A 26,367-nucleotide genomic window follows, 5' to 3' on the forward strand; every position below is an offset into this window, starting at 1 on the left:
GATCGTGATTCGAGTGCTGGTGGCGGAAGACCACACCATCGTCCGGGAAGGCATCAAGCAGTTGATCGGCCTGGCCAGGGACATGCAGGTGGCGGGCGAGGCGAGTAACGGCGAGCAATTGCTGGAGACGCTGCGGCACACGCCCTGCGAGGTGGTGTTGCTGGATATCTCCATGCCGGGGGTGAATGGCCTGGAGGCGATCCCGCGGATCCGCGCGTTGAACAACCCGCCCGCGATCCTGATGCTGTCGATGCACGACGAGGCGCAGATGGCGGCCCGGGCGCTGAAGGCCGGCGCCGCGGGCTATGCCACCAAGGACAGCGACCCGGCGCTGTTGCTCACCGCCATTCGCCGGGTGGCCGGGGGCGGGCGCTATATCGACCCGGCCCTGGCTGACCGCATGGTGTTCGAGGTGGGCCTGACCGAGACCCGGCCGTTGCATACGCTACTGTCGGAGCGCGAGTTCTCGGTGTTCGAGCGCCTGGCCCAGGGTGCCAACGTGAATGACATCGCCCAACAGCTGGCGTTGTCGAGCAAGACCATCAGCACCCACAAGGCGCGCTTGATGCAGAAGCTCAAGGTCAACTCGCTGGCGGAATTGGTGAAGTACGCCATGGAGCACAAGCTGGTGTGAGTGTTCTGGTTGCGACATTGGTGTTTACGCGGCCTCACCGTAGGAGCGGCTTTAGCCGCGATACAGACTCCGCTGTCGCTGGCACCCGCTTCGCGGGTGATCGCGGCTGAAGCCGCTCCTACAGGGATCGAGTTGCCTGAAAACGCCATTCTTGTAGGGCGATCCCTACAGCAAGTCTTCCATCCGGATGATGACATTCTCTCAGCGCCCCCGATTTTCGGGCCTTCGCGCCTCTTCTACGCTTTTGCCCACGCAGTCATTCCAACAAGAAGGTACAGGCATGAGCGAGGCGAATTCGAACGCGGCCAGCGAGACGCTGGTCAGCTTCCGGGGCGTGCAGAAGAGCTACGATGGCGAATCGCTGATCGTCAAGGACCTCAACCTCGATATCCGCAAGGGCGAGTTCCTCACCCTGCTCGGGCCGTCCGGCTCGGGCAAGACCACCAGCCTGATGATGCTGGCCGGCTTCGAAACCCCCACCGCCGGCGAGATCCAGCTGGCCGGGCGCTCGATCAATAACGTGCCGCCGCACAAGCGCGATATCGGCATGGTGTTCCAGAACTACGCGTTGTTCCCGCACATGACCGTGGCCGAGAACCTGGCCTTCCCGCTGACCGTGCGCAACCTGAGCAAGACCGACATCAGCGAGCGGGTCAAGCGCGTGCTCAACATGGTCCAGCTCGATGCCTTCGCCAAGCGCTACCCCGGCCAGTTGTCCGGTGGCCAGCAGCAGCGCGTGGCGTTGGCCCGGGCCCTGGTGTTCGAGCCGCAACTGGTGCTGATGGACGAACCGCTCGGCGCGCTGGACAAGCAACTGCGCGAGCACATGCAGATGGAGATCAAGCACATCCACCAGCGCCTGGGTGTGACCGTGGTGTACGTGACCCACGACCAGGGCGAGGCGCTGACCATGTCGGACCGGGTGGCCGTGTTCCACCAGGGTGAGATCCAGCAAATCGCAGACCCGCGCACCCTCTACGAAGAGCCCTGCAACACCTTCGTCGCCAACTTCATCGGCGAGAACAACCGCATCAACGGCACCCTGCTGGCCAGCGATGGCAAGCGCTGCCAGGTGCAATTGGCCCGTGGCGAGCGGGTCGAGGCGCTGGCGGTGAACGTTGGCCAGGCTGGTGAGCCGGTCACCCTGTCGATCCGCCCCGAGCGTGTGCGCCTCAACGGTCACAGCGAAAACTGCATCAACCGTTTCTCCGGCCGCGTGGCCGAATTCATCTACCTGGGCGACCACGTACGGGTGCGCCTGGAGGTCTGCGGCAAGGCCGACTTCTTCGTGAAGCAGCCGATCGCCGAACTCGACCCGGCCCTGGCCGTGGGCGATGTGGTACCGCTGGGCTGGGAGGTGGAGCACGCCCGCGCGCTCGATCCGATTGCCGAAGCCCATTGATGGTTTGCTTCACCAACCCTGTACTGTGGAGAAAATAATAATGCGCAAGCAGTTGAAACTGACCGCCCTGGCCCTGGGGCTGTTCGCCGCCGGCCAGGCCATGGCGGCCGACCTCACCGTGATTTCCTTCGGGGGTGCCAACAAGGCCGCCCAGGTCAAAGCGTTCTACGAGCCGTGGGAGAAGGCCGGCAAGGGCAAGATCGTCGCTGGTGAGTACAACGGTGAGATGGCCAAAGTGAAAGCGATGGTCGACACCAAGAGCGTGAGCTGGAACCTGGTGGAGGTGGAGTCCCCTGAGCTGGCGCGCGGTTGCGACGAGGGTATGTTCGAAGAGCTCGATCCAGCCTTGTTCGGCAACGATAGCGATTATGTGCCGGGTGCCATCCAGCCTTGCGGCGTCGGCTTCTTCGTCTGGTCCACGGTCATGGCCTACAACGCCGACAAGCTCAAGACCGCGCCCACCAGTTGGGCCGATTTCTGGGACACGAAGCAGTTCCCGGGCAAGCGCGGCCTGCGCAAGGGCGCCAAGTACACTCTGGAATTCGCCCTGATGGCCGACGGTGTCGCGCCGAAAGAGGTCTACAAAGTGCTGGCCACCAAGGAAGGCCAGGACCGCGCCTTCAAGAAACTCGATGAACTCAAGCCCAGCATCCAGTGGTGGGAAGCCGGCGCCCAACCGCCGCAGTACCTGGCTTCGGGCGACGTGGTCATGAGTTCGGCCTACAACGGCCGCATCGCCGCGGTGCAGAAAGAGAGCAACCTCAAGGTGGTGTGGAACGGCGGCATCTACGACTTCGACGCCTGGGCCATTCCGAAGGGTGCCAAGGACGTGGAAGCAGCGAAGAAGTTCATCGCCTACACCGTGCAGCCTGAACAACAGAAGACCTACTCCGAGAACATCGCCTACGGCCCGGCCAATTCCAAGGCCGTCCCGCTGCTGGCCGATGCGGTGAAGAAGGACATGCCGACCACGCCTGAGAACATCGCCAACCAGGTGCAGATCGACGTGGCCTTCTGGGCCGACAACAGCGAACAGCTGGAGCAACGCTTCAACGCCTGGGCGGCGAAGAAGTAGTCACGGGCCGCTGCGCGGTGGTTCGCNAAGCGCAATCCATCCGTAGGAGCCGGCTTGCCGGCGAACAGCCTTTTCCCCGTTTTACCGGAGTTCGTCATGGCCATTGCAATGCCAATCAACGAAGGCGCAGGTCCAAGCCTCAAGCAGCGCCTCAAGCGTGCCGAGCGGGTCAACCGCTGGAAGGCCCAGGCGTTGATCGCGCCGCTGGCGCTGTTCCTCCTGCTGGTGTTCCTGGTGCCGATCGCGGCGCTGCTGTACAAGAGCGTCGGCAACCCCGAGGTGGTCGGCGGCCTGCCGCGTACCGTCGAGGCGGTGGCGCAGTGGGATGGCAAGAGCCTGCCCGGCGAGGCGGTCTACAAGGCCTTGAGCCAGGACCTGGCCGAGTCGCGCAAGAACCAGACCCTGGGCGATCTTTCCAAGCGCCTGAACATGGAACTGGCCGGTTACCGCAGCCTGCTGGCCAAGACCGCGCGGGCGCTGCCATTCAAGGAAGAGCCCGCCTCCTATAAAGAAGCCTTGCAGGCGCTCGACGAGCGCTGGGGCGACCCTGCCTACTGGCAGGCGATCCGTCGCAACACCAGCAGCGTCACGCCGTTCTACCTGCTGGCCGCACTGGACCACCGTATCGACGACCTGGGCGAGCTGGCCAAGGCTACCCCCGACCAGGCCATCTACCTCGACATCTTCGCCCGCACCCTGTGGATGGGCGTGGTGATCACCGTGATCTGCCTGGTGCTGGCCTACCCCCTGGCCTACCTGCTGGCCAACCTGCCGACCCGGCAGAGCAACCTGCTGATGATCCTGGTGCTGCTGCCATTCTGGACTTCGATCCTGGTGCGGGTGGCGGCGTGGATCGTACTGTTGCAGTCGGGTGGCCTGATCAACAGCGCGCTGATGGCGATGGGCATCATCGACCAACCGCTGGAGCTGGTGTTCAACCGCACCGGCGTGTACATCTCGATGGTGCACATCCTGCTGCCGTTCATGATCCTGCCGCTGTACAGCGTGATGAAAGGTATTTCACCCAGCTACATGCGCGCGGCGATCTCCCTCGGTTGCCATCCCTTCGCCAGCTTCTGGCGGGTGTACTTCCCGCAGACCTACGCCGGCGTCGGCGCCGGTTGCCTGCTGGTGTTCATCCTGGCCATCGGCTACTACATCACCCCGGCGCTGCTGGGCAGCCCGAACGACCAGATGGTCAGCTACTTCGTCGCCTTCTACACCAACACCAGCATCAACTGGGGCATGGCCACCGCGCTGGGCGGGCTATTGCTGCTGGCGACCGTGCTGCTGTACCTGATCTATAGCTGGCTGGTCGGCGCCAGCCGCCTGCGCCTGAGCTGAGGAGCCTTGTCATGCTGAGCCCCTACATGTCGCCCGTGGAACGGGTGTGGTTCTACAGCTTGCGCATCCTGTGCGGCCTGATCCTGCTGTTCCTGGTGCTGCCGGTGCTGGTCATCGTGCCGTTGTCGTTCAACAGTGGGAGCTTCCTGGTCTATCCGCTGCAAGGCTTCTCGCTGCACTGGTACCAGGATTTCTTCGGCTCCGCCGAATGGATGCGGGCCTTGAAGAACAGCATTATCGTCGCCCCGGCGGCCACGGTACTGGCCATGGTGTTCGGCACCTTGGCCTCGATCGGCCTGACCCGGGGTGATTTTCCCGGCAAGTCGCTGGTGATGGCGCTGGTGATCTCGCCGATGGTGGTGCCGGTAGTGATCATTGGTGTGGCCAGCTACCTGTTCTTCGCGCCGCTGGGCATGGGCAACAGCTTCGTCTCGCTGATCCTGGTACATGCGGTGCTGGGCGTGCCGTTCGTGATCATCACCGTGTCGGCCACGCTGCAGGGCTTCAACTACAACCTGGTGCGTGCGGCGGCCAGCCTCGGGGCTTCGCCATTGCTGACCTTCCGTCGGGTGACATTGCCGTTGATTGCGCCGGGCGTGATTTCCGGGGCGCTGTTCGCCTTCGCCACTTCGTTCGACGAAGTGGTGGTAACCCTGTTCCTCGCCGGGCCGGAGCAGGCAACCCTGCCGCGGCAGATGTTCAGCGGTATTCGCGAGAACCTGAGCCCGACCATCGCGGCGGCGGCCACCCTGCTGATCGTGTTTTCGGTGATCCTGTTGCTGACCCTGGAATGGTTGCGAGGGCGTAGCGAGAAGTTGAGAACCCAGCAACCTGCCTGATGACCGTGCAGTTGTAGGAGCCGGCTTTGCCGGCGAACCAGGCGACGCGATGGCTGCCACCGGCTGTGCCGGTGTTCGCCGGCAAGGCCGGCTCCTACAGGGTTGCGGCGCATCCTTGATACCAATCAGCCCCGATCCGCTTCCCTGGGTTACAATGCGCGCCACCGTGATTTCCGCCAACAGGTGCGCCATGCAGCCCTACGCTATTGCCCCCTCCATTCTTTCCGCCGATTTCGCCCGCCTGGGCGAGGACGTCGACAAGGTTCTGGCCGCCGGGGCCGACATCGTCCACTTCGATGTCATGGACAACCACTACGTCCCCAACCTGACCATCGGCCCGATGGTCTGCAGCGCGCTGCGCAAGTACGGCGTGACCGCGCCGATCGACGTGCACCTGATGGTCAGCCCGGTCGACCGCATCATCGGCGACTTCATCGAGGCCGGCGCCACCTACATCACCTTCCATCCGGAAGCTTCGCAGCACATCGACCGCTCGCTGCAGTTGATCCGCGACGGCGGCTGCAAGGCCGGCCTGGTGTTCAACCCGGCGACCAGCCTCGACGCCCTGAAGTACGTGATGGACAAGGTCGACATGGTCCTGCTGATGAGCGTCAACCCAGGCTTCGGCGGGCAGAAGTTCATCCCCGGCACCCTCGACAAGCTGCGCGAAGCCCGCGCGCTGATCGACGCCAGCGGCCGCGATATCCGCCTGGAGATCGACGGCGGCGTCAACGTCAACAACATCCGTGAGATCACCGCCGCTGGCGCTGACACCTTCGTGGCCGGCTCGGCGATCTTCAACGCCCCGGACTACAAGGAAGTCATCGACAAGATGCGTGCCGAAATGGCGCTGGCCCGCGCATGAGCGGCTTCGAGCAGCTGTTCCCGGGGACGCTGCCCAGGCTGGTGATGTTCGATCTGGATGGCACCCTGATCGACTCGGTCCCCGACCTGGCCGCAGCCGTCGACCGCATGCTGCTCGAACTCGGGCGCCCGCCTGCCGGGCTCGACGCCGTGCGCCATTGGGTGGGCAACGGTGCCCAGGTCCTGGTGCGCCGGGCGTTGGCCGGCGGCATCGAACACGATACCGTGGACGACGAACTGGCCGAACGTGCCCTGGCCCTGTTCATGGAGGCCTACGCCGAGAGCCACGAGCTTACCGTCGTCTACCCCGGTGTGCGCGACACCCTGCGCTGGCTGAGCAAGCAGGGCGTGGAAATGGCGCTGATCACCAACAAGCCGGAGCGTTTTGTCGCGCCCCTGCTTGACCAGATGAAGATAGGTCGCTACTTCCGCTGGATCATTGGTGGCGACACCCTGCCACAGAAGAAGCCCGACCCCGCAGCCTTGCTGTTTGTCATGAAGATGGCCGGCGTTGCCCCTGAGCAGTCGCTGTTCATCGGCGATTCGCGCAGTGATGTGTTGGCGGCGAAAGCAGCCGGGGTCAAATGCGTCGGCCTTAGCTATGGCTACAACCACGGCCGCCCCATCGACGATGAATCCCCCAGCCTGGTGATCGACGATCTGCGCCGCCTGCTGCCCGGTTGCGTAGTCACCGACACTGGGATAACGTTGGCGGACCTTCAAGCCCCGCAAAGCAGAGACAAAAACGTGGTGGTCACTGGCAAATTCTGGATGAAAGTCATCAAGGCCCTGGCCCGCTGGCGCTGGCGCGCCTGACTCCCCCTCGCCGGCACCTGCCGGCCCGTCCGCTTGCCCGACCCCATTGCTGCTTGCCACGAGGCTACACATGACCCGCGAAGAATTCCTGCGCCTGGCTGCCGCCGGCTACAACCGCATCCCCCTGGCCTGCGAAACCCTGGCCGACTTCGACACGCCGCTGTCGATCTACCTGAAGCTCGCCGACCAACCCAACTCCTATCTGCTCGAGTCCGTGCAGGGCGGGGAGAAATGGGGCCGTTACTCGATGATCGGGCTGCCGTCGCGCACCGTGATGCGCGTGCATGGCTATCACGTCAGCATCCTGCAGGATGGCGTCGAAGTGGAAACTCACGATGTCGAGGATCCGCTGGCTTTCGTCGAGGCGTTCAAGGACCGTTACAAGGTTGCCGACATCCCCGGTTTGCCGCGCTTCAACGGTGGCCTGGTGGGTTACTTCGGCTATGACTGTGTGCGCTACGTCGAGAAACGCCTGGGCGCCAGCCCCAATCCGGATCCGCTTGGGGTGCCGGATATCCTGTTGATGGTGTCCGATGCAGTGGTGGTGTTCGACAACCTGGCGGGCAAGATGCACGCGATCGTGCTGGTCGACCCGGCCGAGGAGCAGGCTTTCGAAAACGGCAAGGCGCGCCTGGAAGGGTTGCTGGAGAAGCTGCGCCAGCCGATCACCCCGCGTCGTGGTCTGGACCTCAGCGGGCCCATGGCCGCCGAGCCCGAGTTCCGCTCCAGCTACACCCGCGCCGACTACGAGAACGCGGTGGGCCGCATCAAGGAATACATCCTCGCTGGTGACTGCATGCAGGTGGTGCCGTCGCAGCGCATGTCCATCGACTTCAAGGCCGCCCCTATCGACTTGTACCGAGCGCTGCGCTGCTTCAATCCGACGCCGTACATGTACTTCTTCAACTTCGGTGACTTCCACGTAGTGGGCAGCTCTCCGGAAGTGCTGGTGCGTGTCGAGGACAACCTGGTCACTGTGCGTCCCATTGCCGGCACCCGTCCACGCGGTGCCACCGAAGAGGCCGATCGTGCCCTGGAGGACGACCTGTTGTCGGACGACAAGGAGATCGCCGAACACCTGATGCTGATCGACCTGGGCCGCAACGATGTTGGCCGGGTGTCGGCCACAGGTAGTGTGCGCCTGACCGAGAAGATGGTGATCGAGCGCTATTCCAACGTCATGCACATCGTCTCCAACGTCACCGGCCAGCTGCGTGAAGGGCTGACGGCGATGGATGCGCTGCGGGCGATCTTGCCGGCCGGCACCTTGTCTGGTGCGCCGAAGATCCGTGCCATGGAGATCATCGACGAACTGGAGCCGGTCAAGCGTGGTGTCTATGGTGGCGCCGTGGGCTATTTCGCCTGGAACGGCAACATGGATACCGCCATTGCCATCCGTACTGCGGTGATCAAGGATGGCGAACTGCATGTACAGGCAGGTGGTGGCATTGTCGCGGACTCAGTGCCGGCGCTGGAGTGGGAAGAGACCATCAACAAACGCCGGGCGATGTTCCGTGCCGTGGCGTTGGCTGAGCAAACCTCGAAATAAGCACTGGCAACAGAACTCACTGTAGGAGCGGCTTTAGCCGCGATTTAGGCAACGCGGTGTTGGATCCCCGCCTTGCGGGTGATCGCGGCTAAAGCCCCTACAGAGGTCGTGCGAAGTCGATTACGGCTTTATCCATGCTGGCGAATCGCTACTCAGAAGTCGACGCTCACCGCCAGGCTCACCCCCTGCTGCCTCAGCTCGTCACTCTTGCGCCAGTTGTAGTTCCCCCGCAGGTTCACCCCCGGCACCAGTTCATGAGTCACCCCCAGGCTGGCGCGGGTCAGGTTGCTGTGCGGCGAATAGCCGGTCAAGGTGAAGTCGTTGGCCGGCAGCGTGGTCAGGTGCATGTTCAGGTCCTGCTGGTCATCCTCGAACTCGTGCTCCCGGGCGACCTCGGCGAACAGCTTCGTGCCTTGCAACACCTGCACACTACCCAGCATCCCGACGCCCAGGCGTCGTGACGTGCGCTCCTGGTCATCGAAGCCGAGCGCCGTCGAGCGTCCGCTCTTCTCGTCATAGCCATCCACCTTGACCCGTGCATAGTCGGCGCTGACGAACGGTGCCAACTGCCACTCGCTGCCCTCGGCGGCCAGGTTGTAGCCCAGGCGGCTGGTGACCGCCCAGGTCTCGCCGTCGGTATCGCCTTTCTCGCTGCGATCGTTCACGCCCAGGGCGAAGGTGCGCTTGAGGTCCCTGTAATCAAGATGCCCGGCGGTGAGCGCCGCGTCGGCCCACCAGCGGTCCTGGCGAAACTGGGCGAAGGCACTGGCAAGGTAGCTGTCGAGCTTGTAGTCCGAATCTTGTTGGCCCACCTCGAGCTTCTGCCGGTACACACCGGCGGCCAGCCCCAGCCGCCAAGTATCGTCGAGTCGGTAGCTGCCACCAAGGGTCAGGTTATAGCCCCGACCATCACCGCTGGCGGTACTGCGTTGGCTGCCGAAGTCCAGGTCTTGCGCGCCGGTAGCGACGAACGCCTGCCACTGGCCGACCGCTTGCCAAGGTGTTTGCCACTGGTTGCGCAACTCGTCCTGGTGGGCGCGGACACTGGCGTGGGCAATTTCGGGAAGAAGGGTCAGCTCCCACGGTGCGGCGAGAATCGAATAGCCGTAGTCGGCGATCAGTTGCTGACCGGCGATGGTCGGATGCACGGAGTCGTTGAACAACAGCTTGGTCGGGTCGGGCGTTGTGCCGTTGGCGCCGTAGACCGGGTTGCCCACGCAGTTGCTACCGCTGTAGCAGGTGCCGACCAGGTTCTGGCCGGTGGCCAGGCCGAACTGCGCAGGGCTGGCCAGGGCTTCCTGGAGCAGCACGGGTATGTTCAGGGGAATGATCTCGGCGTCGATGCTGGCAAGCTGGCTGACCAGCGACTGATTGAACACGCTGGACAGCTGCGACAGCGGGCCCTGTTGTGGCGTGCCACTGAAATTCGGTGTCTGGCCCAGGTCGGGCAGCAACCACACCATGATGTAGCGGGCACCTGCCTGTTGCAGCGCTTGGGCGCTGGCGGCCAGGCGGGCGCCGGACGCGGCGGCGCTGGCCGGGCTGGTGACCAGGCCCTGGAGGAAGTCGTTGCCGCCACCTGTCAGGTAGTACAGGGCGTTCGGGTCGGCGCCCAGGCCGTTGGCCAAGTAACCGGGGCGTTGGCGCAGCACCGTGCCGGCTCCGGGTTGCCCTGGCGGGATGACCGCTTTCGAGGTGGTGGTGATCGAGTCGAGGATCTGTTGCGTGGTGTAGCCGCCCACTGCCCAGTTGTTGCCGTCCGGTATGCCGCGCAGCTGGTTGGTCGGTGACGTCGAGGGGCCGAGCGAGGCGTCGCTGAAGCCCAGCCGGCCGCCGAGGATCATGGGTGATACCGGCGCATAGTTGCCGTTGGCGTCGCGGTTGGTGAAGCGCATGCCTGCTGTACCACCGGTTGGGTCGGGAAACTGCCCGGCGTCGCTCAGGCTGTCGCCGAAGACGACCAGCGAGCTATAGGGAGAGGGTGCAGCCATGGCCTGGCTGCAGGCGAACACGAGGGCACCGAGTGAAGTACGCAGGAAGGGAGCCTTGTGCATGCAGGGATATCCTTTTCGTTGTTTTTATCGGGACAAGCCGAATGACCTTAGCAAATTCCCGGTCTTTGCCTACCGTTCCATTCGTTTCCCCGTGTTTACGGGCATATTGCGCCCGTCGCCACGGTAGGCTACTGTGCCGGAACGTATGAACGAGACCTACCCTGTGTTGATCGTCAGCAAACTCTTGATGCACGTGATCAAGGCCATCGCCCGTTGGCGTTGGCGCGCCTGACTTTTTCTCCTGCCGGCATACCCGGCCCGTCCCTGTTTGCCTTCCTTTCGTTTCACCTGCCGCCCTGTTGCGCACCTGTTCGCGCACCCGTGATCGGCAGTGGAAGGCTCGAATCAAAAGTCAGTATTCAAGAGGTTCGTTCCAGATGTTACTGATGATCGACAACTACGACTCCTTCACCTACAACGTCGTGCAATACCTTGGCGAGCTGGGTGCCGAGGTCAAGGTCATTCGCAACGACGAAATGACCATCGCCCAGATCGAAGCCCTCAATCCCGAGCGCATCGTCGTCTCGCCCGGCCCCTGCACACCCAGCGAGGCGGGTGTGTCCATCGAGGCCATCCTGCATTTCGCCGGCAAGCTGCCCATCCTGGGCGTCTGCCTCGGCCACCAGTCCATCGGCCAAGCCTTCGGCGGTGACGTGGTGCGCGCACGCCAGGTGATGCACGGCAAGACCAGCCCGGTGTTCCACCGCGACCTGGGCGTGTTCGCCGGTTTGAACAACCCGCTCACCGTCACGCGCTATCACTCGCTGGTGGTCAAGCGCGAAACGCTGCCGGATTGCCTGGAAGTCACGGCCTGGACCGCCCACGAAGACGGCTCGGTCGACGAGATCATGGGCCTGCGTCACAAGACGCTGAATGTGGAAGGGGTACAGTTCCACCCCGAGTCCATTCTCACCGAGCAGGGCCATGAACTGTTCGCCAACTTCCTCAAGCAGACCGGCGGCCGCCGCTAAGGATCGATCATGGATATCAAGAGCGCTTTGAGCCGTATCGTCGGCCATCTGGACTTGTCCACCGAGGAAATGCGCGATGTCATGCGCCAGATCATGACCGGCCAGTGCAGCGAGGCGCAGATCGGCGCCTTCCTCATGGGCATGCGCATGAAGAGCGAAAGCATCGACGAGATCGTCGGCGCGGTGTCGGTGATGCGTGAGCTGGCCGACAAGGTCGAGCTCAAGAGCCTTGACGGCGTGGTCGACATCGTCGGCACCGGCGGCGATGGCGCCAACATCTTCAACGTCTCCACGGCGTCGGCCTTCGTTATCGCGGCGGCCGGTTGCACCGTGGCCAAGCACGGCAACCGCGCGGTTTCCGGCAAGAGCGGCAGCGCTGACCTGCTGGAGGCTGCCGGCATCTATCTGAACCTGACGCCGGTCCAGGTGGCGCGTTGCATCGACAGCCTGGGCATCGGCTTCATGTTCGCCCAGACCCACCACAGCGCCATGAAGCACGCGGCCGGACCGCGTCGTGACCTGGGCCTGCGTACTTTGTTCAACATGCTCGGCCCGCTTACGAATCCGGCCGGCGTGAGGCACCAGGTGGTCGGCGTCTTCACCCAAGCCCTGTGCCGTCCACTGGCCGAAGTGCTGCAGCGCCTGGGCAGCAAACATGTGCTGGTGGTGCATTCGAAGGACGGCCTGGATGAGTTCAGCCTGGCCGCTCCGACCTTCGTCGCCGAACTGAAGAATGACCAGATCACCGAGTACTGGGTCGAGCCGGAAGACCTCGGCATGAAGAGCCAGAGCCTGCATGGCCTGGCCGTCGAAGGCCCGCAAGCGTCGCTGGAACTGATCCGTGACGCGCTGGGCCGGCGCAAGACCGAGAACGGACAGAAGGCCGCCGAGATGATCGTACTCAACGCGGGCGCCGCCTTGTATGCCGCCGATCACGCGATGACCCTGGCGCAAGGTGTGGAACTGGCCCATGACGTGCTGCACACCGGGCTGGCTTGGGAAAAACTGCAGGAGCTGGGTGCGTTTACCGCGGTATTCAAGGTGGAGAACGAAGCATGAGTGTCCCGACGGTGCTGGAAAGGATCATCGCCCGCAAGTTCCAGGAAGTGGCCGAGCGTAGCGCACGCGTCAGCCTCGCCGAGCTCGAGGCCATGGCCAAGGCTGCCGATGCGCCGCGTGGCTTTGCCAAGGCCCTGATCGAGCAGGCCAAGCGCAAGAAACCGGCGGTGATTGCCGAGATCAAGAAGGCCTCGCCCAGCAAGGGCGTGATCCGCGAGAACTTCGTGCCGGCAGACATTGCCGTCAGCTACGAGAAGGGCGGTGCGACCTGCCTCTCCGTGTTGACCGACGTGGACTACTTCCAAGGTGCCGACGTCTATCTGCAGCAGGCCCGTGCCGCAGTTTCGTTGCCGGTGATCCGCAAGGACTTCATGGTCGACCCGTACCAGATCGTCGAAGCCCGTGCCCTGGGTGCCGACTGCGTGCTGCTGATTGTTTCGGCGCTCGACGATGTAAAAATGGCCGAACTGGCCGCCACGGCCAAGGATGTCGGTCTCGATGTGCTGGTGGAAGTGCACGACGGTGATGAGCTGGAGCGTGCGTTGAAGACCCTGGAAACGCCACTGGTCGGGGTCAACAACCGCAACCTGCACACCTTCGAGGTCAGCCTCGAGACCACCCTTGACCTGCTGCCGCGCATTCCGCGCGATCGCCTGGCCATCACCGAGAGCGGCATCCTCAACCGTGCCGATGTCGAGCTGATGGAAATCAACGAGGTGTATTCGTTCCTGGTCGGTGAAGCCTTCATGCGCGCCGAGCAGCCGGGGCTGGAGTTGCAACGGCTGTTCTTCCCGGACTAGGTGAAGAAAACCGTGGTTCAGCCACTGGACTGATCGAGTCGAAGCCGGCATTTGTCGGCTTTTTTGTTTGTATGCCATGGCCCCTTCGCGGGCAAACCCGCTCCTACAGGTTCCTCATATTGCTCCTGTGGGAGCGGGTTTACCCGCGAAGGGGGCCGAGAGAACAACATCAAAGGTGGACAATGACCGATCAACCCCTGGCCCTGACCGTCGAGCAAGGCCTGCACGCCGAGCAGGACCTGCTGGCCGCCGTGTGCCGCGGTGAACGCGAATCCGGTGTGCTGTTCTGGCGCCCGACCGACCATGCCCTGGTGATGCCACGACGCATGAGCCGTCTGGACAACTTCGAAGCCGCCTGCGCTGAGCTGGCGATCGCCGGCTGGCCGGTGTTGCTGCGTGAAACCGGTGGCGAGCCGGTGCCGCAGTCCCACGCCACGGTGAACATTGCACTGGTCTACTTGGCGCCGCGCAGCGAAGGCGACCATGGGCGGATCGAGAACGCCTACGAGCGCCTGTGCCTGCCGTTATGTGATGTGTTGCGCGAATGGGGTGGGGGGGCTTCGGTCGGTGAAATCGACGGCGCCTTCTGTGACGGGCGCTACAACGTCAACCTCAATGGCCGCAAACTGGTCGGCACCGCCCAGCGCTGGCGCCAGGGCCTGGGTGGCAAGCGCCCTGTGGTGCTGGTGCATGGCGCACTGTTGCTGGATAACGAGCGCGAATCGATGGTGGCGGCGGTGAACCGCTTCAACGAGTGCTGTGAGCTAGAGCAACGCTGCCGTGCCGACAGCCATATCGCCCTGCATGAAGCGGTGCCCGAGGTACCTTGGTTCGAGCGCCTCAACCAGGCTTATGCCGATGTGATCGGGGCATTGCCGAAGGATTAACGGGTACCGTAGACCACCATGGTCTTGCCCTTGACCTGCACCAGGCTGCGCTCCTCGAGGTCCTTGAGCACGCGGCCGACCATTTCACGGGAGCAACCGACGATCCGGCCGATCTCCTGGCGGGTGATCTTGATCTGCATGCCATCGGGGTGGGTCATGGCGTCGGGTTGCTTGCACAGTTCGAGCAGGCAGCGGGCAACCCGGCCGGTTACATCGAAGAAGGCCAGGTCACCCACCTTACGCGTGGTGTTGCGCAGGCGCTGGGCCATCTGGCTACCGAGCGCATAGAGGATTTCCGGGTCCTGGCGCGCCAGTTCGCGAAACTTGTCGTAGCTGATCTCGGCCACTTCGCATTCGGTCTTGGCGCGCACCCAGGCACTACGCTGGTGCTCCTGGCCAACCGGCTCGAACAGGCCCAGCTCGCCAAAGAAATCGCCGTTGTTGAGGTAGGCGATGATCATTTCGTGGCCTTCGTCGTCCTCGATCAGGATCGTCACCGAACCCTTGACGATGAACGACAGCGTTTCGGCCCGGTCGCCCGCGCAGATGATGTTGCTCTTGGCCGCATAGCGGCGGCGCTGGCAGTGCCCGAGCAGCTTGTCGATGTTCTTGATCTTGGCGGGAAGGGCTGAGGAGACCATCACGAAATCCTGTTCGATGCGACGCATTGGCTTTTATATAGTTGGCCTGGCGTGGTGCGCCAGGCATTTGGCGCCAGCTTATCAGACACTTTCGTTTGTATCGGCATAAAAGCGGCGTGTCTTGAGCTTTTCCGACAGCGCCACAAGGACTAAGCTGACACCCTTTTACGAAATCGGGAGTCCGGATAGATGAAGGCACGCATCCAGTGGGCCGGTGAAGCGATGTTCCTCGGCGAGTCGGGGAGCGGCCATGTCGTCGTGATGGACGGCCCACCCGAAGCCGGTGGCCGCAACTTGGGCGTACGCCCCATGGAGATGCTTTTGTTGGGCCTCGGTGGCTGCAGCAGCTTCGACGTGGTCAGCATCCTGAAGAAGTCGCGCCAGGCCGTGGAAAGCTGCGAAGCCTTCCTGGAGGCCGAGCGTGCCAGTGAAGACCCCAAGGTGTTCACCAAAATCCATCTCAACTTCGTGGTCAAGGGCCGCGGGTTGAAGGAGGCGCAGGTCAAGCGTGCGGTGGAGCTGTCGGCCGAGAAGTACTGCTCGGCCTCGATCATGCTGGACCGCGCGGGCGTCGAGATTACCCACGGTTACGAAATCGTCGAGCTCGCCTGACGTGGGGGAGCGCCTGGAGCTCAGGCGCTCTGCTTGCGCAGTCGCTCAACGCCAAGCAGTAGTGCGAGCCCTGGGATTAGGGCAAGCAGCAACCAATGCACGTTCAGGCCCAGCAGCATGACCAGTTCCAGGTCGCTCCAGGTACTGCCGTAGCTTTCGGCGAAGTTCAAGCACTGCAACTGCGCGACGATGATCGCAAGCAGCACAAAAATGCAGATGAGCGTTCGACGGCTGTGGATAAAGCAGCCGAGCAGAAGGAACACTAGCTGCACCGGGGCGGTGAAGAGCAACAGTTCGAGTGCGCTGTTGCTATTGGGTTCGACGAGATAAGGCAGCTCCAGGCTGAACCCGGTTTGCCTGAGGCTGGCTGTCATCAGGCAAACGAAGAGATAGGCAACCAGAATCAGCCCGAGGCCTTGCAGCAGGCGGGTGATGAACATTCGTATGTTCAACGGCGCAACGCTGGGAGCAGTTGCAAAAGGCTGGCAGGTACTTTTGTTCGTAGGTGTGCGCTCAATGCTTCCCGTTGCTTCTGATAGAGCACGCCTAGCCCGATAACGGCGAGACCGATCAGGCTCAGTACTACAGGGAACAGCAGGGAATCGGCGAATACTTCGTAGGAAAGGTATCCCAGGTAAGCCGCCACCCCCAGCGCTCCGAACACCATGAACACCGGCCTGCGCAAAAGCACAGCCAGGCCCATCAGGCCCAGGTTGATCAGGCAGTACACGAACTTGCCCCATTCGCTGCCGCTGTCCATCAGCGTCAGCCCGCCCCAGAAAGCCGCCAACCCCGCGAGATAACCCCAGAAGGCGTAATCGCGCTCGGTGCGACCGTCCACCACGAGAAACACCAGCAACATGCCAAGGCCGAACCACAGCGATACGGTACGGCGTTGTTCCCAATCGAAGACATCGCCGTAAAACCATTCGGTGAGGTCCATCGACATGAACCAAAGCGCCACGGCAATCGGCATGACAATGAAAGGAAAGGGCACCAGGCGCAGCATCAGCAGGCCGGCGAGCACGGTTGCCGCCTCCATGACCAGCCAGCCACCCTGCACGTAGGTGTAGTACTGGTGATAGTCGCCCTGGGCATCATCCATTGGCCACCACCCGAGCAACTGCTCGATGGCGAACACCGCCAGCGGCACGATGCTGACCGCCACCGCCGCCAGCACCCCTGCGGCGAGGGGTTGGCCTCGGCGTTGCAGTGACAAGGCGAACAGGGTGATCGCCGCAATGTAGAGCAGGGCGATGGCCAGCAGCGCAGAGTCGCCGATGCGCATCCAGGCTTCCGTGAGCAACCAGCCCATGGCGCCCATGATCAGTAGCGCGCCAAAGTAGAACGCCACGTGAGCCAGCTGGAAGCTGCCGGAGCTTTGTGGCTGCTGGCGCAGGAAGTCCAGTAATGCGCGGTCCTGGCCGGGTTGCAGTATCCCGGCGCTCACGGCGCGTGCCAGGTCCTTGGCGTCGAAGCGTTCCATCCGGGTTACCTCAGATGCGGTAGGTGCTCTTGGTCATGACCTTGGCCAACAGGCTCATACCGAAGCGGACTGGTGCCGGGAAACGATAGCCGCCGGCTTCCAGGGCCGATTCAGCGTGGTGCTCCTCGTCGATGCGCATCTGCTCGAGGATCGCGCGGGACTTGCCGTCGTTCTCGGGGATCTGCTCAAGGTGCTCGTCCAGGTGCTTGCACACCTGATGCTCGGTAGCCGCGACGAAACCGAGGCTGACTTTGTCGCTGACCAGACCGGCGAGGGCGCCGATGCCGAAGGACATGCCATAGAACAACGGGTTGAGTACGCTGGGGTGGCTGTTGAGCTGGCGAATACGCTGTTCGCACCAGGCCAGGTGGTCGATTTCTTCTTCCGCCGCATGCTCCATGGCTTTACGCACCTGGGGCAGCTTGGCGGTCAGGGCCTGGCCCTGGTAGAGCGCCTGGGCGCAGACTTCACCGGTGTGGTTGATGCGCATCAGGCCGGCGATGTGGCGGGTCTGCTGTTCGTCGAGTTCAGTGTCCGGCTGGATGATCGCCGGGGACGGACGGGCAGGTTGGCCGCTGAAGGGCAGCAAGGTGCGCATGGCGGTATCGGCCTGCAGCAACAAGCGGTCGAGCGGCGAATAGTGACGTTCGGTAGCCATCGGGCACCTCCGCAAGAGTGTGCCCGACAGTTTACCGCAATCGGTTGCACCGAGCTTGCCTTGGATCAGCCCGGTGGCCAGTGCATCTGGCGCTGGCCGAGCACATGCATGTGGATGTGGTAGACGGTCTGGCCGCCTTGCGGGTTGCAGTTCATGACCACCCGGAAGCCTTCCTCGCAGCCCTGCTCGACGGCCAGGCGCTGGGCGGTGAACAGGATGTGGCCGGCCAGGGCCTTGTCCTCTTCGGTCAGGTCGTTGAGGGTGCGGATGTGTTTCTTCGGTATGACCAGGAAATGTACCGGCGCCGCGGGGGCGATATCCTTGAAGGCCAGAATCTGGTCGTCTTCGTAGATGATATCCGCCGGGATTTCCCGGTTGATGATTTTGAGGAATAGATCGTCCACAGCACTTGCTCCATGGTGAGTGTCCGGGCCGAGTGTACTGAGCCCGATGCCGCTCGCCCAGTGGTTATTCCATGCCGGCCGGGCAGTAGCGCCGATGGATCACGCCGGCCAGTTTGCGCGTCAGCCAGCGTGGCAGCAGGCGCGGGGCGAAGGCCAGCCAGCGGTTGCGTCGGCCTGGCATGATCAGTGCGCGGTTCTTGTCCAGGGCACGGACGGTGTACAGGGCAATTTCCTCGGGGCTGGGGCAGCGAGTGCCGCCATCAAGCCTCGGTATCCTGCGCCGGGATGAGCGTATCGGCCCCGGGCACAGCACTGAAACCTTGATTCCGGTACGCCGGAGCTCCTCACGCAACGCTTCGGAAAAGCTCATCACATAGGCTTTGCTGGCGGCATAGGCAGCCATCCAGGGCCCGGGTGCGGCACCGGCGAGTCCGGCGACATTGAGAATCTGCCCGCCACCCTGGATCGCCATCAAGTTGCCGATGGCGTGGCACAGCCGGCTCAGGGCGAGGATGTTGACCTCGAGCAGGTCCTGCTCGTCGGCCCATTCATTGGCGAGAAACGGCCCATAGGTACGCTGTCCGGCGCAGTTGACCAGCAAGTCGATACGCCGCTCGCCTTCCTCCAGTTCGAGCACGAACCCCGACAGGCGCAAGGGCTGGCTGAGATCGCAGGCACGGAACAGCACCTCGACCCCGAATCGTTGGGTGAGCTCGATGGCTACCGGTTCCAGCGTCTCGCGCTGGCGTGCCACCAGGATCAGGTTGCGCCCGCGCCGCGCCAGTGCCTCCGCCAGGGCGAGGCCCAGGCCGCTGGAGGCTCCAGTGATCATGGCGTAACGGGTCATGCAAGGCTCCTGGGGCGTGAGGGGCGCCTAGTGTACAGCCTGGCCGATTTGCTACAAGGCGTTGCCGCGTAGCTGCTGGCTAAGATCAAGGGCCGCCTGGTACTCGTCGCACAGACGTCTGATAAGTTCGGCGGCGCCAGGCAGGTCGTGGATCTCGCCAACGCCCTGGCCGGCGGACCAGACGGTTTTCCACGCCTTTGCCTCGTCGTCCAGTGGCTTGAGCTTGCCGGTCTCGGGGTTGTTCTTCAGGGCGCCTGGATCGTAACCGGCGTGCTCCAGGCTCTGGCGCAGGAAGCTGGCCGGGATGCCGGAGACTGCCGGGGTATGCACGATGTCGGCCGCGCCTGCGTCCAGGATCATCTGTTTGTAGGCTTCCTGGGCCTGGCTCTCTCGGGTGGCGATAAAGCGTGTACCCATGTAGCCCAGGTCGGCTCCCAGCAGTTGGGCGGCAAGCAATTGGTTGCCGTGGTTGAGGCAGCCCGCGAGCAGGACGGTCTTGTCGAAGAACTGTCGGATTTCCGCAACCAGCGCGAACGGACTCCAGGTCCCGGCATGGCCGCCCGCGCCCGCGGCGACGGCAATCAGCCCATCGACGCCGGCTTCGGCGGCTTTTTCGGCATGACGGCGGGTGGTGACGTCGTGAAACACCAGGCCACCATAGCTGTGCACCGCGTCCACCACTTCTTTCACCGCCCCCAGGCTGGTGATGACGATCGGCACGCGGTGCTCGACGCACAGTGCCAGGTCGGCCTGCAGGCGCGGGTTGCTCTGGTGCACGATCAGGTTCACCGCATAGGGCGCTGGCACCTGCAGTTGTGCCAGTCCAGCCTCGATTTCTTCCAACCAGGTTTTGAAACCCGCACTGTCGCGCTGGTTGAGCGCCGGAAAACTGCCCACCACGCCATTGGCGCAGCAAGCCAGCACCAGCCCGGGGTTGGAGATCAGGAACATCGGTGCGGCCACCAGCGGCAAGCGCAGGCGTTGTTCGAGCGAGGCGGGCAGCGACATGGCGAAACTCCTGTAGGTGGCGGTTTATCGTCAGAACGGTTTGACCACCACGAGAATTACGATACCCAGCAAGATGAGGACGGGCACTTCGTTGAACCAGCGGTAGTAGACATGACTGCGGGTGTTGCTGCCTGCGGCGAAGCGTTTGCGCTGGGCGCCGCACATGTGATGGTAGACCGTGAGCACGGCGACCAGTGTCAGCTTGGCGTGCAGCCAGCCCTGGCTCAACCAGCCGGGGTTGAGATACAGCATCCAGCCGCCGAACACATAGGTGGCGATCATCGCCGGGTTCATGATGCCGCGGTACAGCTTGCGCTCCATGGTGACGAAGCGATCCAGGCTGACGCTGTCCTGGCTCTGGGCGTGGTACACGAACAGGCGTGGCAGGTAGAACAGGCCGGCGAACCAGCAGACCACGCTGACGATATGCAGCGCCTTGATCCATAGATAGAGCATGAGGAGTTCCTTCGGGTTTTCACGGTCGTCAGATAGTAGAGTCCCAGCGCCCCAAGGGACATCCCAAGAGTTGTTACGGGCCTTTTGCGCCCCTATTATCGTGCGTTTTCCAGTCGGTTCGTTGATAAGGGGCAAGCGTCATGATCAAGGTCGGTATCGTTGGCGGCACGGGCTACACCGGTGTCGAACTGCTTCGTCTGCTGGCGCAGCACCCTCAGGCCGAAGTGGCGGTGATCACCTCGCGTTCCGAAGCGGGCGTGGCGGTTGCCGACATGTACCCTAACCTGCGCGGCCATTACGACGGGCTGACCTTCAGCGTGCCCGACAGCAAGACCCTCGGCGCCTGCGACGTGGTGTTCTTTGCCACCCCGCACGGAGTGGCCCACGCCCTGGCCGGCGAGCTGCTGGCGGCGGGGACCAAGGTCATCGATCTGTCCGCCGACTTCCGCCTGCAGGACGCTGCTGAATGGGGCAAGTGGTATGGCCAGCCACATGGCGCTCCCGAATTGCTCAAGGATGCGGTCTATGGCCTGCCCGAAGTGAACCGCGAGAAGATCCGTCAGGCACGCCTGATCGCTGTACCCGGCTGCTACCCGACCGCCACCCAGTTGGGTTTCCTGCCATTGCTGGAGGCTGGCCTGGCCGACCCTTCGCGTCTAATAGCCGACTGCAAGTCGGGTGTAAGCGGCGCCGGCCGTGGCGCTGCGGTGGGCTCGTTGTTCTGCGAGGCGGGCGAAAGCATGAAGGCCTATGCCGTCAAAGGCCATCGCCACCTGCCGGAAATCAGCCAGGGCCTGCGCCTGGCCGCCGGCAAGGACGTCGGCCTGACGTTCGTGCCGCACCTGACCCCGATGATCCGCGGCATTCACGCCACCCTGTACGCCACAGTCGCCGACACCTCCGTGGACTTGCAGGCGCTGTTCGAGAAGCGCTATGCCAACGAACCGTTCGTCGACGTAATGCCGGCCGGCAGCCATCCGGAAACCCGCAGCGTGCGCGGCGCCAACGTCTGCCGCATCGCCGTGCATCGGCCGCAGGGTGGAGACCTGGTGGTGGTGTTGTCGGTGATCGACAACCTGGTCAAGGGCGCTTCCGGACAGGCGGTACAGAACCTGAACATCCTGTTCGGCCTGGATGAGCGCATGGGGCTGTCCCACGCAGGCCTGTTGCCGTAAGCAGCCTCCGTGCATCAAGGCCCGCTTTGTGCGGGCCTTTTTCATGGGCGCGACTAAAGCCGCACAATTCTTGACCGATTTTCTCGGAGAAGCGGATAATGCGCGACATCGAGTTTTATGGCGGCACTGCGCCGGGAGAATCAACATGAGCGTCGAATCCTTCACCCCCACGGCTTTGGAGTTCACCCCAGGGGCTGCGCACAAGGTGAAGACTCTGGTCAGCGAAGAGGGCAATGACCGTCTGAAGCTGCGGGTATTCGTGACCGGCGGTGGTTGCTCGGGTTTCCAGTATGGCTTCACCTTCGATGAGGACGTGGCCGAGGACGACACCATTGTCGAGCGTGAGGGTGTCGCGCTGGTGGTCGATCCGATGAGCTTCCAGTACCTCGCTGGCGCTGAGGTGGACTACCAGGAGGGCCTGGAAGGTTCGCGCTTCGTGATCAAGAACCCGAATGCCACCACTACCTGTGGTTGTGGTTCGTCGTTCTCGATCTGACTGCCGTGCTGCAATGCAAAACGCCGCGCAATTGCGCGGCGTTTTGCATTCTGCAAGATGGCTATGCCGGGTAGATGGCGCCGAGGATGCGCAAGCCTTTGGCGGCGGTCACACTGGGGCGGTTGGCGGGGATGCCCTCCAGGCAGCAGTGGGCAAGCCAGGCGAAGGCCATGGCTTCGACCCAGTCTGGGTCCACGCCATGCGCCGCAGTGCTGGCAACCTGCGTCGAGGGCATCAATGCCGCCAGGCGGGCCATCAGCGTTCCGTTGCGTGCTCCCCCACCACACACCAGCAACGACTCGGTAGCGTCCTGTGCCTGGCGCAGCGAATCGATGATGCTGGTGGCGGTCAGTTCCAGCAGAGTGGCCTGAACATCTTCATCTCGGTACGCAGGCAAGCGCGCAAGATGCATATCCAGCCAGGGAAGGTTGAACACTTCGCGGCCAGTACTCTTCGGGCCGCTCCCGGCAAAGAACGGATCACTCAGCAACGCTTCAAGCAGGTCAGGCTGGACTGTCCCACTGGCCGCCCAGCTGCCATTGGCATCAAAGGCCAGGCCTTGCTTGCGTTCGACCCAGGCGTCCAGCAGTACGTTGCCAGGCCCGCAGTCGAAGCCGTGCACCGGTTTGTCCTGTTCGATCAGGCTCAGATTACTGAAACCCCCTACGTTCAAGATCGCTACCCGTTGGCCAAGATGTCCGAACAAGGCCTCATGGAATGCGGGTACCAGTGGCGCACCCTGGCCGCCGGCCGCCACGTCACGGCGGCGAAAGTCACCCACCACGCAGATACCCGTCAGTTCGGCGAGCAATGCCGGGTTGCCGATCTGCACGGTAAAACCGCGAGCGGGTTCATGGCGGATGGTCTGCCCGTGGCTGCCGATGGCGCGGATAGCGTCAGGCTTCAGGCCTTGAGTGGCCAGCAGGTGGTTGATGCCGTGGGCCGCGAGGCTGGCCCAGCGATTCTCCGCCAGGGCTGCGCGCGCAATCTCGTCCGGCCCGCTGGCGCAAAGGCCGAGCAAATCCCGGCGGAGATCGGCGGGCATGGGGATGTAGTGGGTGGCGAGCAGCTTTGGCTGCTCGTGTTGTTCGATCAGGGCGATGTCCAGGCCATCGAGGCTGGTGCCGGACATCACCCCCAGGTAGAGCGCCATGCCGTCAGCGCTTGTTGGCGGCGAGCAGGGTGGCCTTTTCCTGATCCATGCGGGCGATCAGGGGTTGGCTCTGCTGGTTGAAGCGTGCGCGTTCGGCCTTGGCGATCGGGTCGGCCATCGGCACTTTCTGGCTCAACGGATCGACGTGCACGCCATTGACCTGGAACTCGTAGTGCAAGTGCGGGCCAGTCGAAAGGCCGGTGGTGCCGATGTAGCCGATGATCTGGCCCTGCTTCACGCTGCCGCCCGTCTTGATGCCTTTGGCGAAGCCCTGCATATGACCGTAGAGGGTCTTGTAGGAGTTGCCGTGGGCGATGATCACGGTGTTGCCGTAGCCACCGCGACGGCCAGCCAGTTCGATGCGGCCATCGCCAGCGGCTTTGATCGGTGTACCGCGGGGGGCTGCGTAGTCCACGCCCTTGTGGGCGCGGATCTTGTTCAGGATCGGGTGTTTGCGGCCCGCGGAGAACCGCGAGCTGATGCGGGCGAAGTCCACTGGCGTGCGGATGAACGCCTTGCGCAGGCTATTGCCGTCGGCGGTGTAGTAGTTGGTGTTGCCCTGCTTGTTGGTGTAGCGCACGGCGGTGTAAGTCTTGCCGCGGTTGGTGAAGCGGGCGGAGAGGATGCTGCCGGTGCCGACCACCTTGCCATCCATCATCTTCTGCTCGTAGACCACGTCGAATTCGTCGCCTGGGCGAATGTCCTGGGCGAAGTCGATGTCGTAGCCGAGGATCTTTGCCATGTCCATGGTCATGCTGTGGGACAGGCCGGCACGCTGGGCCGAGGCCGACAGCGAACTCTTGATCACTCCATGCGCGTAGGCGGTGCGCACCACCGGCTTGCTGATCTCGCGGTCAAAGGTGAAGCCCTTGTCGGTGCGGGTCAGGCGAATGGTCTCGAGATTGCTGACCTTGCTGTGCAGGCTGGTCAGTTGGCCGTCCTTGTCCAGTTCGAACTGCAGCACCTGGCCATGCTTGAGCTGGCTGAACTGCTTGGCCTGCTTGTTGCTGGCGAGGATGTCGTGGACGGCGTTGGCGGGCAGGCCGACCTTGTTGAACAGGGTGGAAAGCGTATCGCCACGGGAGACGACCACTTCACGATGGCCTGGAGCCTTCTCTTCTTGCTTGGCGACAGGCGCGGGTTCGCTCTTGGTCTGGGCGGTGTCCGCCTCATCGCCTTCGATCTGGGCGAAAGGGGAGTCGGTGTTCTGCTCGGTCTGCACCAGCGGTGCGGCCCGGGACTCGTCCTTCAGTTGTTCGGCCGGGCTTTCAAGCTCCAGGCTGAGGGTGGTTTTCTTGGCTTCGACTTCGCTGGAAGGGAAGACCAGCAGCGCCAGGCTGAGCAGGGCAGCAATGCCGCTGGCGGCCAACAGATGGCTTTTCGGATAAAGCGGGGGCGCTTTAGGCGTTTCGTTGGTCATAGGTGAAGTGACTTTGAAAAAATGAAGTGGAAAAGATGAATGACATGATGAAGATGAAATAACTGTATAAAATATAACCAAATCCGTTCTCGCGCAAGGGCGCGTAGACGCCGTCGCGCGTCGTCCGGGTCACATTTCATTGCGAAACTTGTAATTGATGGCCGATCTTGTATGGTTGGCTCCCCTTGAATCTGAGCCTTGCGGGTCTGTCTATGAAGTCGGTTGAAGAGCAGCTGGCGCTTATCAAGCGCGGTGCGGAAGAGGTATTGGTCGAGTCGGAACTGGTGGAGAAGCTCAAGCGCGGCCAGCCGCTGCGCATCAAGGCGGGCTTCGATCCAACCGCGCCCGACCTGCACCTGGGCCACACCGTGCTGATCAACAAGCTGCGCCAGTTCCAGGAGCTTGGCCACCAGGTCATTTTCTTGATCGGCGACTTCACCGGCATGATCGGTGACCCGAGCGGCAAGAGTGCCACCCGCCCGCCGCTGACCCGCGAGCAGGTGCTGGATAACGCCGAGACGTACAAGCAGCAGGTGTTCAAGATTCTTGATCCAGCGAAAACCGAGGTGGCGTTCAACTCCACCTGGATGGATCAGCTCACGCCTGCCGACTTTATCCGCCTGGCTTCCCAGTACACGGTCGCGCGCATGCTCGAGCGTGACGACTTCGACAAACGCTATACCAGCAATCAGCCGATCGCGATCCATGAGTTCCTCTATCCGCTGGTGCAGGGGTATGACTCCGTGGCGCTGAAGGCCGATGTGGAGCTGGGTGGTACCGACCAGAAGTTCAACCTGCTGATGGGGCGTGAGTTGCAGCGCGCGTATGGGCAGGAAGCGCAGAACATTGTCACCATGCCGTTGCTCGAAGGGCTGGACGGTGTGAAGAAGATGTCCAAGTCGCTGGGCAATTATGTTGGCATCCAGGAAGCACCTGGGGTGATGTACAGCAAGCTTGTGTCGATTCCGGATACTTTGATGTGGCGTTACTTCGAACTGCTCAGCTTCCGCTCCATGGACGAGATCAATCAGTTCCGTGCGGATGTCGCGAAGGGTGCCAACCCGCGGGATATCAAGATCAAGCTGGCTGAGGAGATTGTCGCTCGCTTCCATGGTGAGGAGGCGGCTGCCAATGCTCACCGTGCGGCGGGTAACCGCATGAAGGATGGCGAGCTGCCGGAAGACCTGCCGGAGATCGAAGTCGCTGCGGCGGAAGACTTGCCGATCGCTGCCGTGTTGAACCGGGCGGGACTGGTGAAGAACTCGGCTCAGGCGCGGGACTTGTTGAGTGGCGGCGCCGTCAAGGTTGATGGCGCGGTGGTCGAGCGTGACTTCATGTTTGTGCTTGGTGCAACCCATGTGTGCCAGGCGGGCAAGAAGTCCTTTGCGCGAGTTACGTTGAAGGCGGAGTGAGGCTTGGTTCTTTCTATATAGAAGAAGCGGAAGCGGGGAGGCCGACAGGCCTCCCCGTTTTGTTTTTGGGGTTGGCTCTTTCTTCTATATAGGAGTTGGGGCCGGCAGGTACCTGTCTCTCGTCATGCGGGGCGGCTGCAGCGCCAGCCGATAAACCACGCCGTGCCTGTAGGAGCGGATTCATCCGCGATGCGCCGCGTAAGCGGCGCTCGATCTGCGGGGCGGTGCAGGTGCTGAGCGCACGCCTGGCGGCCGTGATGCGGTCTTCTCGCTAATTATTTGAAATTATTGAAATTAAAGGTTGA

27 protein-coding genes are annotated in these 26,367 nt (G+C 62.9%); 16 read left to right on the top strand and 11 right to left on the bottom strand.

What is annotated here, in order from left to right:
* The first annotated feature begins 1 nt into the window (after position 1).
* The 8 genes from P5705_RS07125 (at position 2) to trpE (ending at position 8,523) form a co-directional block, all read left to right on the top strand.
* The gene (locus P5705_RS07125; RefSeq protein WP_248921218.1) at positions 2-634 is read left to right on the top strand and encodes a response regulator; all 633 of its coding nucleotides are present in this window, start codon (positions 2-4) and stop codon (positions 632-634) included.
* Positions 635-914: 280 nt separating this feature from the next.
* Positions 915-2,036 carry an ABC transporter ATP-binding protein gene (locus P5705_RS07130; protein ID WP_240063886.1) on the top strand — a complete coding sequence of 374 codons (1,122 nt, stop codon included), beginning with the start codon at positions 915-917 and terminating at the stop codon, positions 2,034-2,036.
* A gap of 40 nt (positions 2,037-2,076) precedes the next feature.
* On the top strand, positions 2,077-3,111 hold the full coding sequence (locus P5705_RS07135; protein ID WP_277460167.1) for an ABC transporter substrate-binding protein: 1,035 nt from the start codon (positions 2,077-2,079) through the stop codon (positions 3,109-3,111).
* A 96-nt stretch (positions 3,112-3,207) separates the two neighbouring features.
* Positions 3,208-4,455, top strand: a complete 1,248-nt coding sequence (locus P5705_RS07140; protein WP_277460168.1) for an ABC transporter permease — start codon at positions 3,208-3,210, stop codon at positions 4,453-4,455.
* An 11-nt stretch (positions 4,456-4,466) separates the two neighbouring features.
* Complete coding sequence (locus P5705_RS07145; protein ID WP_277460169.1) at positions 4,467-5,294, top strand: ABC transporter permease; 828 nt, start codon at positions 4,467-4,469, stop codon at positions 5,292-5,294.
* A gap of 190 nt (positions 5,295-5,484) precedes the next feature.
* The gene (gene rpe, locus P5705_RS07150; protein ID WP_252091545.1) at positions 5,485-6,159 is read left to right on the top strand and encodes a ribulose-phosphate 3-epimerase; all 675 of its coding nucleotides are present in this window, start codon (positions 5,485-5,487) and stop codon (positions 6,157-6,159) included.
* Positions 6,156-6,974 carry a phosphoglycolate phosphatase gene (locus P5705_RS07155; RefSeq protein ID WP_277460170.1) on the top strand — a complete coding sequence of 273 codons (819 nt, stop codon included), beginning with the start codon at positions 6,156-6,158 and terminating at the stop codon, positions 6,972-6,974. Before rpe ends, P5705_RS07155 begins: the two co-directional genes overlap by 4 nt.
* Before the next feature lie 70 nt (positions 6,975-7,044).
* On the top strand, positions 7,045-8,523 hold the full coding sequence (trpE, locus tag P5705_RS07160) for an anthranilate synthase component I (protein WP_277460171.1): 1,479 nt from the start codon (positions 7,045-7,047) through the stop codon (positions 8,521-8,523).
* 152 nt (positions 8,524-8,675) lie between these two features.
* Here the strand turns inward: trpE and estP are convergent, their stop codons facing one another.
* Entirely contained in the window at positions 8,676-10,577 is a 1,902-nt protein-coding gene (gene estP / locus P5705_RS07165) for an esterase EstP (protein WP_277460172.1), read from the bottom strand.
* A gap of 377 nt (positions 10,578-10,954) precedes the next feature.
* Here estP and P5705_RS07170 point away from each other — a divergent pair, with 377 nt between their 5' ends.
* The 4 genes from P5705_RS07170 to P5705_RS07185 all read left to right on the top strand — a co-directional run bounded on the left by P5705_RS07170 (position 10,955) and on the right by P5705_RS07185 (position 14,294).
* Positions 10,955-11,548, top strand: coding sequence for an aminodeoxychorismate/anthranilate synthase component II (locus tag P5705_RS07170; protein ID WP_011531858.1), 594 nt, complete (start codon positions 10,955-10,957; stop codon positions 11,546-11,548).
* A gap of 9 nt (positions 11,549-11,557) precedes the next feature.
* The gene (gene trpD, locus P5705_RS07175) at positions 11,558-12,607 is read left to right on the top strand and encodes an anthranilate phosphoribosyltransferase (RefSeq protein WP_277460173.1); all 1,050 of its coding nucleotides are present in this window, start codon (positions 11,558-11,560) and stop codon (positions 12,605-12,607) included.
* Positions 12,604-13,407 (top strand): indole-3-glycerol phosphate synthase TrpC, encoded by an 804-nt coding sequence (gene trpC, locus P5705_RS07180; RefSeq protein ID WP_277460174.1) that lies wholly within the window; start codon positions 12,604-12,606, stop codon positions 13,405-13,407. The genes trpD and trpC overlap by 4 nt, the downstream gene beginning before the upstream one ends.
* Positions 13,408-13,589: 182 nt before the next feature.
* Positions 13,590-14,294 (top strand): lipoate--protein ligase family protein, encoded by a 705-nt coding sequence (locus tag P5705_RS07185; RefSeq protein ID WP_277460175.1) that lies wholly within the window; start codon positions 13,590-13,592, stop codon positions 14,292-14,294.
* Here P5705_RS07185 and crp read toward each other — a convergent pair.
* Positions 14,291-14,935 (bottom strand): cAMP-activated global transcriptional regulator CRP, encoded by a 645-nt coding sequence (gene crp / locus P5705_RS07190; protein WP_011531862.1) that lies wholly within the window; start codon positions 14,933-14,935, stop codon positions 14,291-14,293. The two genes, P5705_RS07185 and crp, sit on opposite strands and share 4 nt — an antisense overlap.
* A gap of 189 nt (positions 14,936-15,124) precedes the next feature.
* On the opposite strand from crp, the gene P5705_RS07195 reads away from it, so the two are divergent.
* On the top strand, positions 15,125-15,547 hold the full coding sequence (locus tag P5705_RS07195) for an OsmC family protein (protein ID WP_213659316.1): 423 nt from the start codon (positions 15,125-15,127) through the stop codon (positions 15,545-15,547).
* A gap of 20 nt (positions 15,548-15,567) precedes the next feature.
* Here P5705_RS07195 and P5705_RS07200 read toward each other — a convergent pair whose 3' ends face one another.
* From P5705_RS07200 to hemJ, 7 genes are all read right to left on the bottom strand, one after another.
* Complete coding sequence (locus P5705_RS07200) at positions 15,568-15,987, bottom strand: hypothetical protein (protein ID WP_277460176.1); 420 nt, start codon at positions 15,985-15,987, stop codon at positions 15,568-15,570.
* Positions 15,988-15,995: 8 nt separating this feature from the next.
* Complete coding sequence (locus tag P5705_RS07205; RefSeq protein WP_277460177.1) at positions 15,996-17,033, bottom strand: DUF2157 domain-containing protein; 1,038 nt, start codon at positions 17,031-17,033, stop codon at positions 15,996-15,998.
* Between the two features lie 10 nt (positions 17,034-17,043).
* Positions 17,044-17,691, bottom strand: a complete 648-nt coding sequence (gene coq7 / locus P5705_RS07210) for a 2-polyprenyl-3-methyl-6-methoxy-1,4-benzoquinone monooxygenase (protein WP_277460178.1) — start codon at positions 17,689-17,691, stop codon at positions 17,044-17,046.
* A 65-nt stretch (positions 17,692-17,756) separates the two neighbouring features.
* Positions 17,757-18,095 carry a histidine triad nucleotide-binding protein gene (locus P5705_RS07215; RefSeq protein WP_277460179.1) on the bottom strand — a complete coding sequence of 113 codons (339 nt, stop codon included), beginning with the start codon at positions 18,093-18,095 and terminating at the stop codon, positions 17,757-17,759.
* Between the two features lie 64 nt (positions 18,096-18,159).
* Positions 18,160-18,942, bottom strand: a complete 783-nt coding sequence (locus P5705_RS07220) for an SDR family NAD(P)-dependent oxidoreductase (RefSeq protein WP_277460180.1) — start codon at positions 18,940-18,942, stop codon at positions 18,160-18,162.
* A 51-nt stretch (positions 18,943-18,993) separates the two neighbouring features.
* A complete protein-coding gene (locus P5705_RS07225; protein WP_277460181.1) occupies positions 18,994-19,950 on the bottom strand; it encodes an NAD(P)H-dependent flavin oxidoreductase in 957 nt (318 codons plus the stop codon).
* 30 nt (positions 19,951-19,980) lie between these two features.
* Positions 19,981-20,406 (bottom strand): protoporphyrinogen oxidase HemJ, encoded by a 426-nt coding sequence (gene hemJ / locus P5705_RS07230; protein WP_277460182.1) that lies wholly within the window; start codon positions 20,404-20,406, stop codon positions 19,981-19,983.
* A gap of 140 nt (positions 20,407-20,546) precedes the next feature.
* On the opposite strand from hemJ, the gene argC reads away from it, so the two are divergent.
* Together argC and erpA are read left to right on the top strand one after the other, a co-directional pair.
* Entirely contained in the window at positions 20,547-21,581 is a 1,035-nt protein-coding gene (gene argC / locus P5705_RS07235; protein WP_277460183.1) for an N-acetyl-gamma-glutamyl-phosphate reductase, read from the top strand.
* Positions 21,582-21,726: 145 nt separating this feature from the next.
* Positions 21,727-22,077 (top strand): iron-sulfur cluster insertion protein ErpA, encoded by a 351-nt coding sequence (gene erpA / locus P5705_RS07240; RefSeq protein WP_011531872.1) that lies wholly within the window; start codon positions 21,727-21,729, stop codon positions 22,075-22,077.
* Positions 22,078-22,138: 61 nt separating this feature from the next.
* Here the strand turns inward: erpA and P5705_RS07245 are convergent, their stop codons facing one another.
* The gene (locus P5705_RS07245; RefSeq protein WP_277460184.1) at positions 22,139-23,230 is read right to left on the bottom strand and encodes an anhydro-N-acetylmuramic acid kinase; all 1,092 of its coding nucleotides are present in this window, start codon (positions 23,228-23,230) and stop codon (positions 22,139-22,141) included.
* 4 nt (positions 23,231-23,234) lie between these two features.
* Positions 23,235-24,650, bottom strand: coding sequence for a peptidoglycan DD-metalloendopeptidase family protein (locus P5705_RS07250; RefSeq protein ID WP_277460185.1), 1,416 nt, complete (start codon positions 24,648-24,650; stop codon positions 23,235-23,237).
* A 212-nt stretch (positions 24,651-24,862) separates the two neighbouring features.
* Here P5705_RS07250 and tyrS point away from each other — a divergent pair, with 212 nt between their 5' ends.
* A complete protein-coding gene (tyrS, locus tag P5705_RS07255) occupies positions 24,863-26,062 on the top strand; it encodes a tyrosine--tRNA ligase (protein ID WP_277460186.1) in 1,200 nt (399 codons plus the stop codon).
* Positions 26,063-26,367: the final 305 nt, after the last annotated feature.

Source organism: Pseudomonas entomophila (assembly GCF_029478665.1).
GTDB classification, from domain to species: domain Bacteria; phylum Pseudomonadota; class Gammaproteobacteria; order Pseudomonadales; family Pseudomonadaceae; genus Aquipseudomonas; species Aquipseudomonas entomophila_F.

Coding starts and splice junctions, on each gene's coding strand:
- P5705_RS07130 (WP_240063886.1), top strand. CDS start 915: ATGAGCGAGGCGAATTCGAACGCGGCCAGCGAGACGCTGGTCAGCTTC.
- P5705_RS07135 (WP_277460167.1), top strand. CDS start 2,077: ATGCGCAAGCAGTTGAAACTGACCGCCCTGGCCCTGGGGCTGTTCGCC.
- P5705_RS07140 (WP_277460168.1), top strand. CDS start 3,208: ATGGCCATTGCAATGCCAATCAACGAAGGCGCAGGTCCAAGCCTCAAG.
- P5705_RS07145 (WP_277460169.1), top strand. CDS start 4,467: ATGCTGAGCCCCTACATGTCGCCCGTGGAACGGGTGTGGTTCTACAGC.
- rpe (WP_252091545.1), top strand. CDS start 5,485: ATGCAGCCCTACGCTATTGCCCCCTCCATTCTTTCCGCCGATTTCGCC.
- P5705_RS07155 (WP_277460170.1), top strand. CDS start 6,156: ATGAGCGGCTTCGAGCAGCTGTTCCCGGGGACGCTGCCCAGGCTGGTG.
- trpE (WP_277460171.1), top strand. CDS start 7,045: ATGACCCGCGAAGAATTCCTGCGCCTGGCTGCCGCCGGCTACAACCGC.
- estP (WP_277460172.1), bottom strand. CDS start 10,577: ATGCACAAGGCTCCCTTCCTGCGTACTTCACTCGGTGCCCTCGTGTTC.
- P5705_RS07170 (WP_011531858.1), top strand. CDS start 10,955: ATGTTACTGATGATCGACAACTACGACTCCTTCACCTACAACGTCGTG.
- trpD (WP_277460173.1), top strand. CDS start 11,558: ATGGATATCAAGAGCGCTTTGAGCCGTATCGTCGGCCATCTGGACTTG.
- trpC (WP_277460174.1), top strand. CDS start 12,604: ATGAGTGTCCCGACGGTGCTGGAAAGGATCATCGCCCGCAAGTTCCAG.
- P5705_RS07185 (WP_277460175.1), top strand. CDS start 13,590: ATGACCGATCAACCCCTGGCCCTGACCGTCGAGCAAGGCCTGCACGCC.
- crp (WP_011531862.1), bottom strand. CDS start 14,935: ATGGTCTCCTCAGCCCTTCCCGCCAAGATCAAGAACATCGACAAGCTG.
- P5705_RS07195 (WP_213659316.1), top strand. CDS start 15,125: ATGAAGGCACGCATCCAGTGGGCCGGTGAAGCGATGTTCCTCGGCGAG.
- P5705_RS07200 (WP_277460176.1), bottom strand. CDS start 15,987: ATGTTCATCACCCGCCTGCTGCAAGGCCTCGGGCTGATTCTGGTTGCC.
- P5705_RS07205 (WP_277460177.1), bottom strand. CDS start 17,033: ATGGAACGCTTCGACGCCAAGGACCTGGCACGCGCCGTGAGCGCCGGG.
- coq7 (WP_277460178.1), bottom strand. CDS start 17,691: ATGGCTACCGAACGTCACTATTCGCCGCTCGACCGCTTGTTGCTGCAG.
- P5705_RS07220 (WP_277460180.1), bottom strand. CDS start 18,942: ATGACCCGTTACGCCATGATCACTGGAGCCTCCAGCGGCCTGGGCCTC.
- P5705_RS07225 (WP_277460181.1), bottom strand. CDS start 19,950: ATGTCGCTGCCCGCCTCGCTCGAACAACGCCTGCGCTTGCCGCTGGTG.
- hemJ (WP_277460182.1), bottom strand. CDS start 20,406: ATGCTCTATCTATGGATCAAGGCGCTGCATATCGTCAGCGTGGTCTGC.
- argC (WP_277460183.1), top strand. CDS start 20,547: ATGATCAAGGTCGGTATCGTTGGCGGCACGGGCTACACCGGTGTCGAA.
- erpA (WP_011531872.1), top strand. CDS start 21,727: ATGAGCGTCGAATCCTTCACCCCCACGGCTTTGGAGTTCACCCCAGGG.
- P5705_RS07245 (WP_277460184.1), bottom strand. CDS start 23,230: ATGGCGCTCTACCTGGGGGTGATGTCCGGCACCAGCCTCGATGGCCTG.
- P5705_RS07250 (WP_277460185.1), bottom strand. CDS start 24,650: ATGACCAACGAAACGCCTAAAGCGCCCCCGCTTTATCCGAAAAGCCAT.
- tyrS (WP_277460186.1), top strand. CDS start 24,863: ATGAAGTCGGTTGAAGAGCAGCTGGCGCTTATCAAGCGCGGTGCGGAA.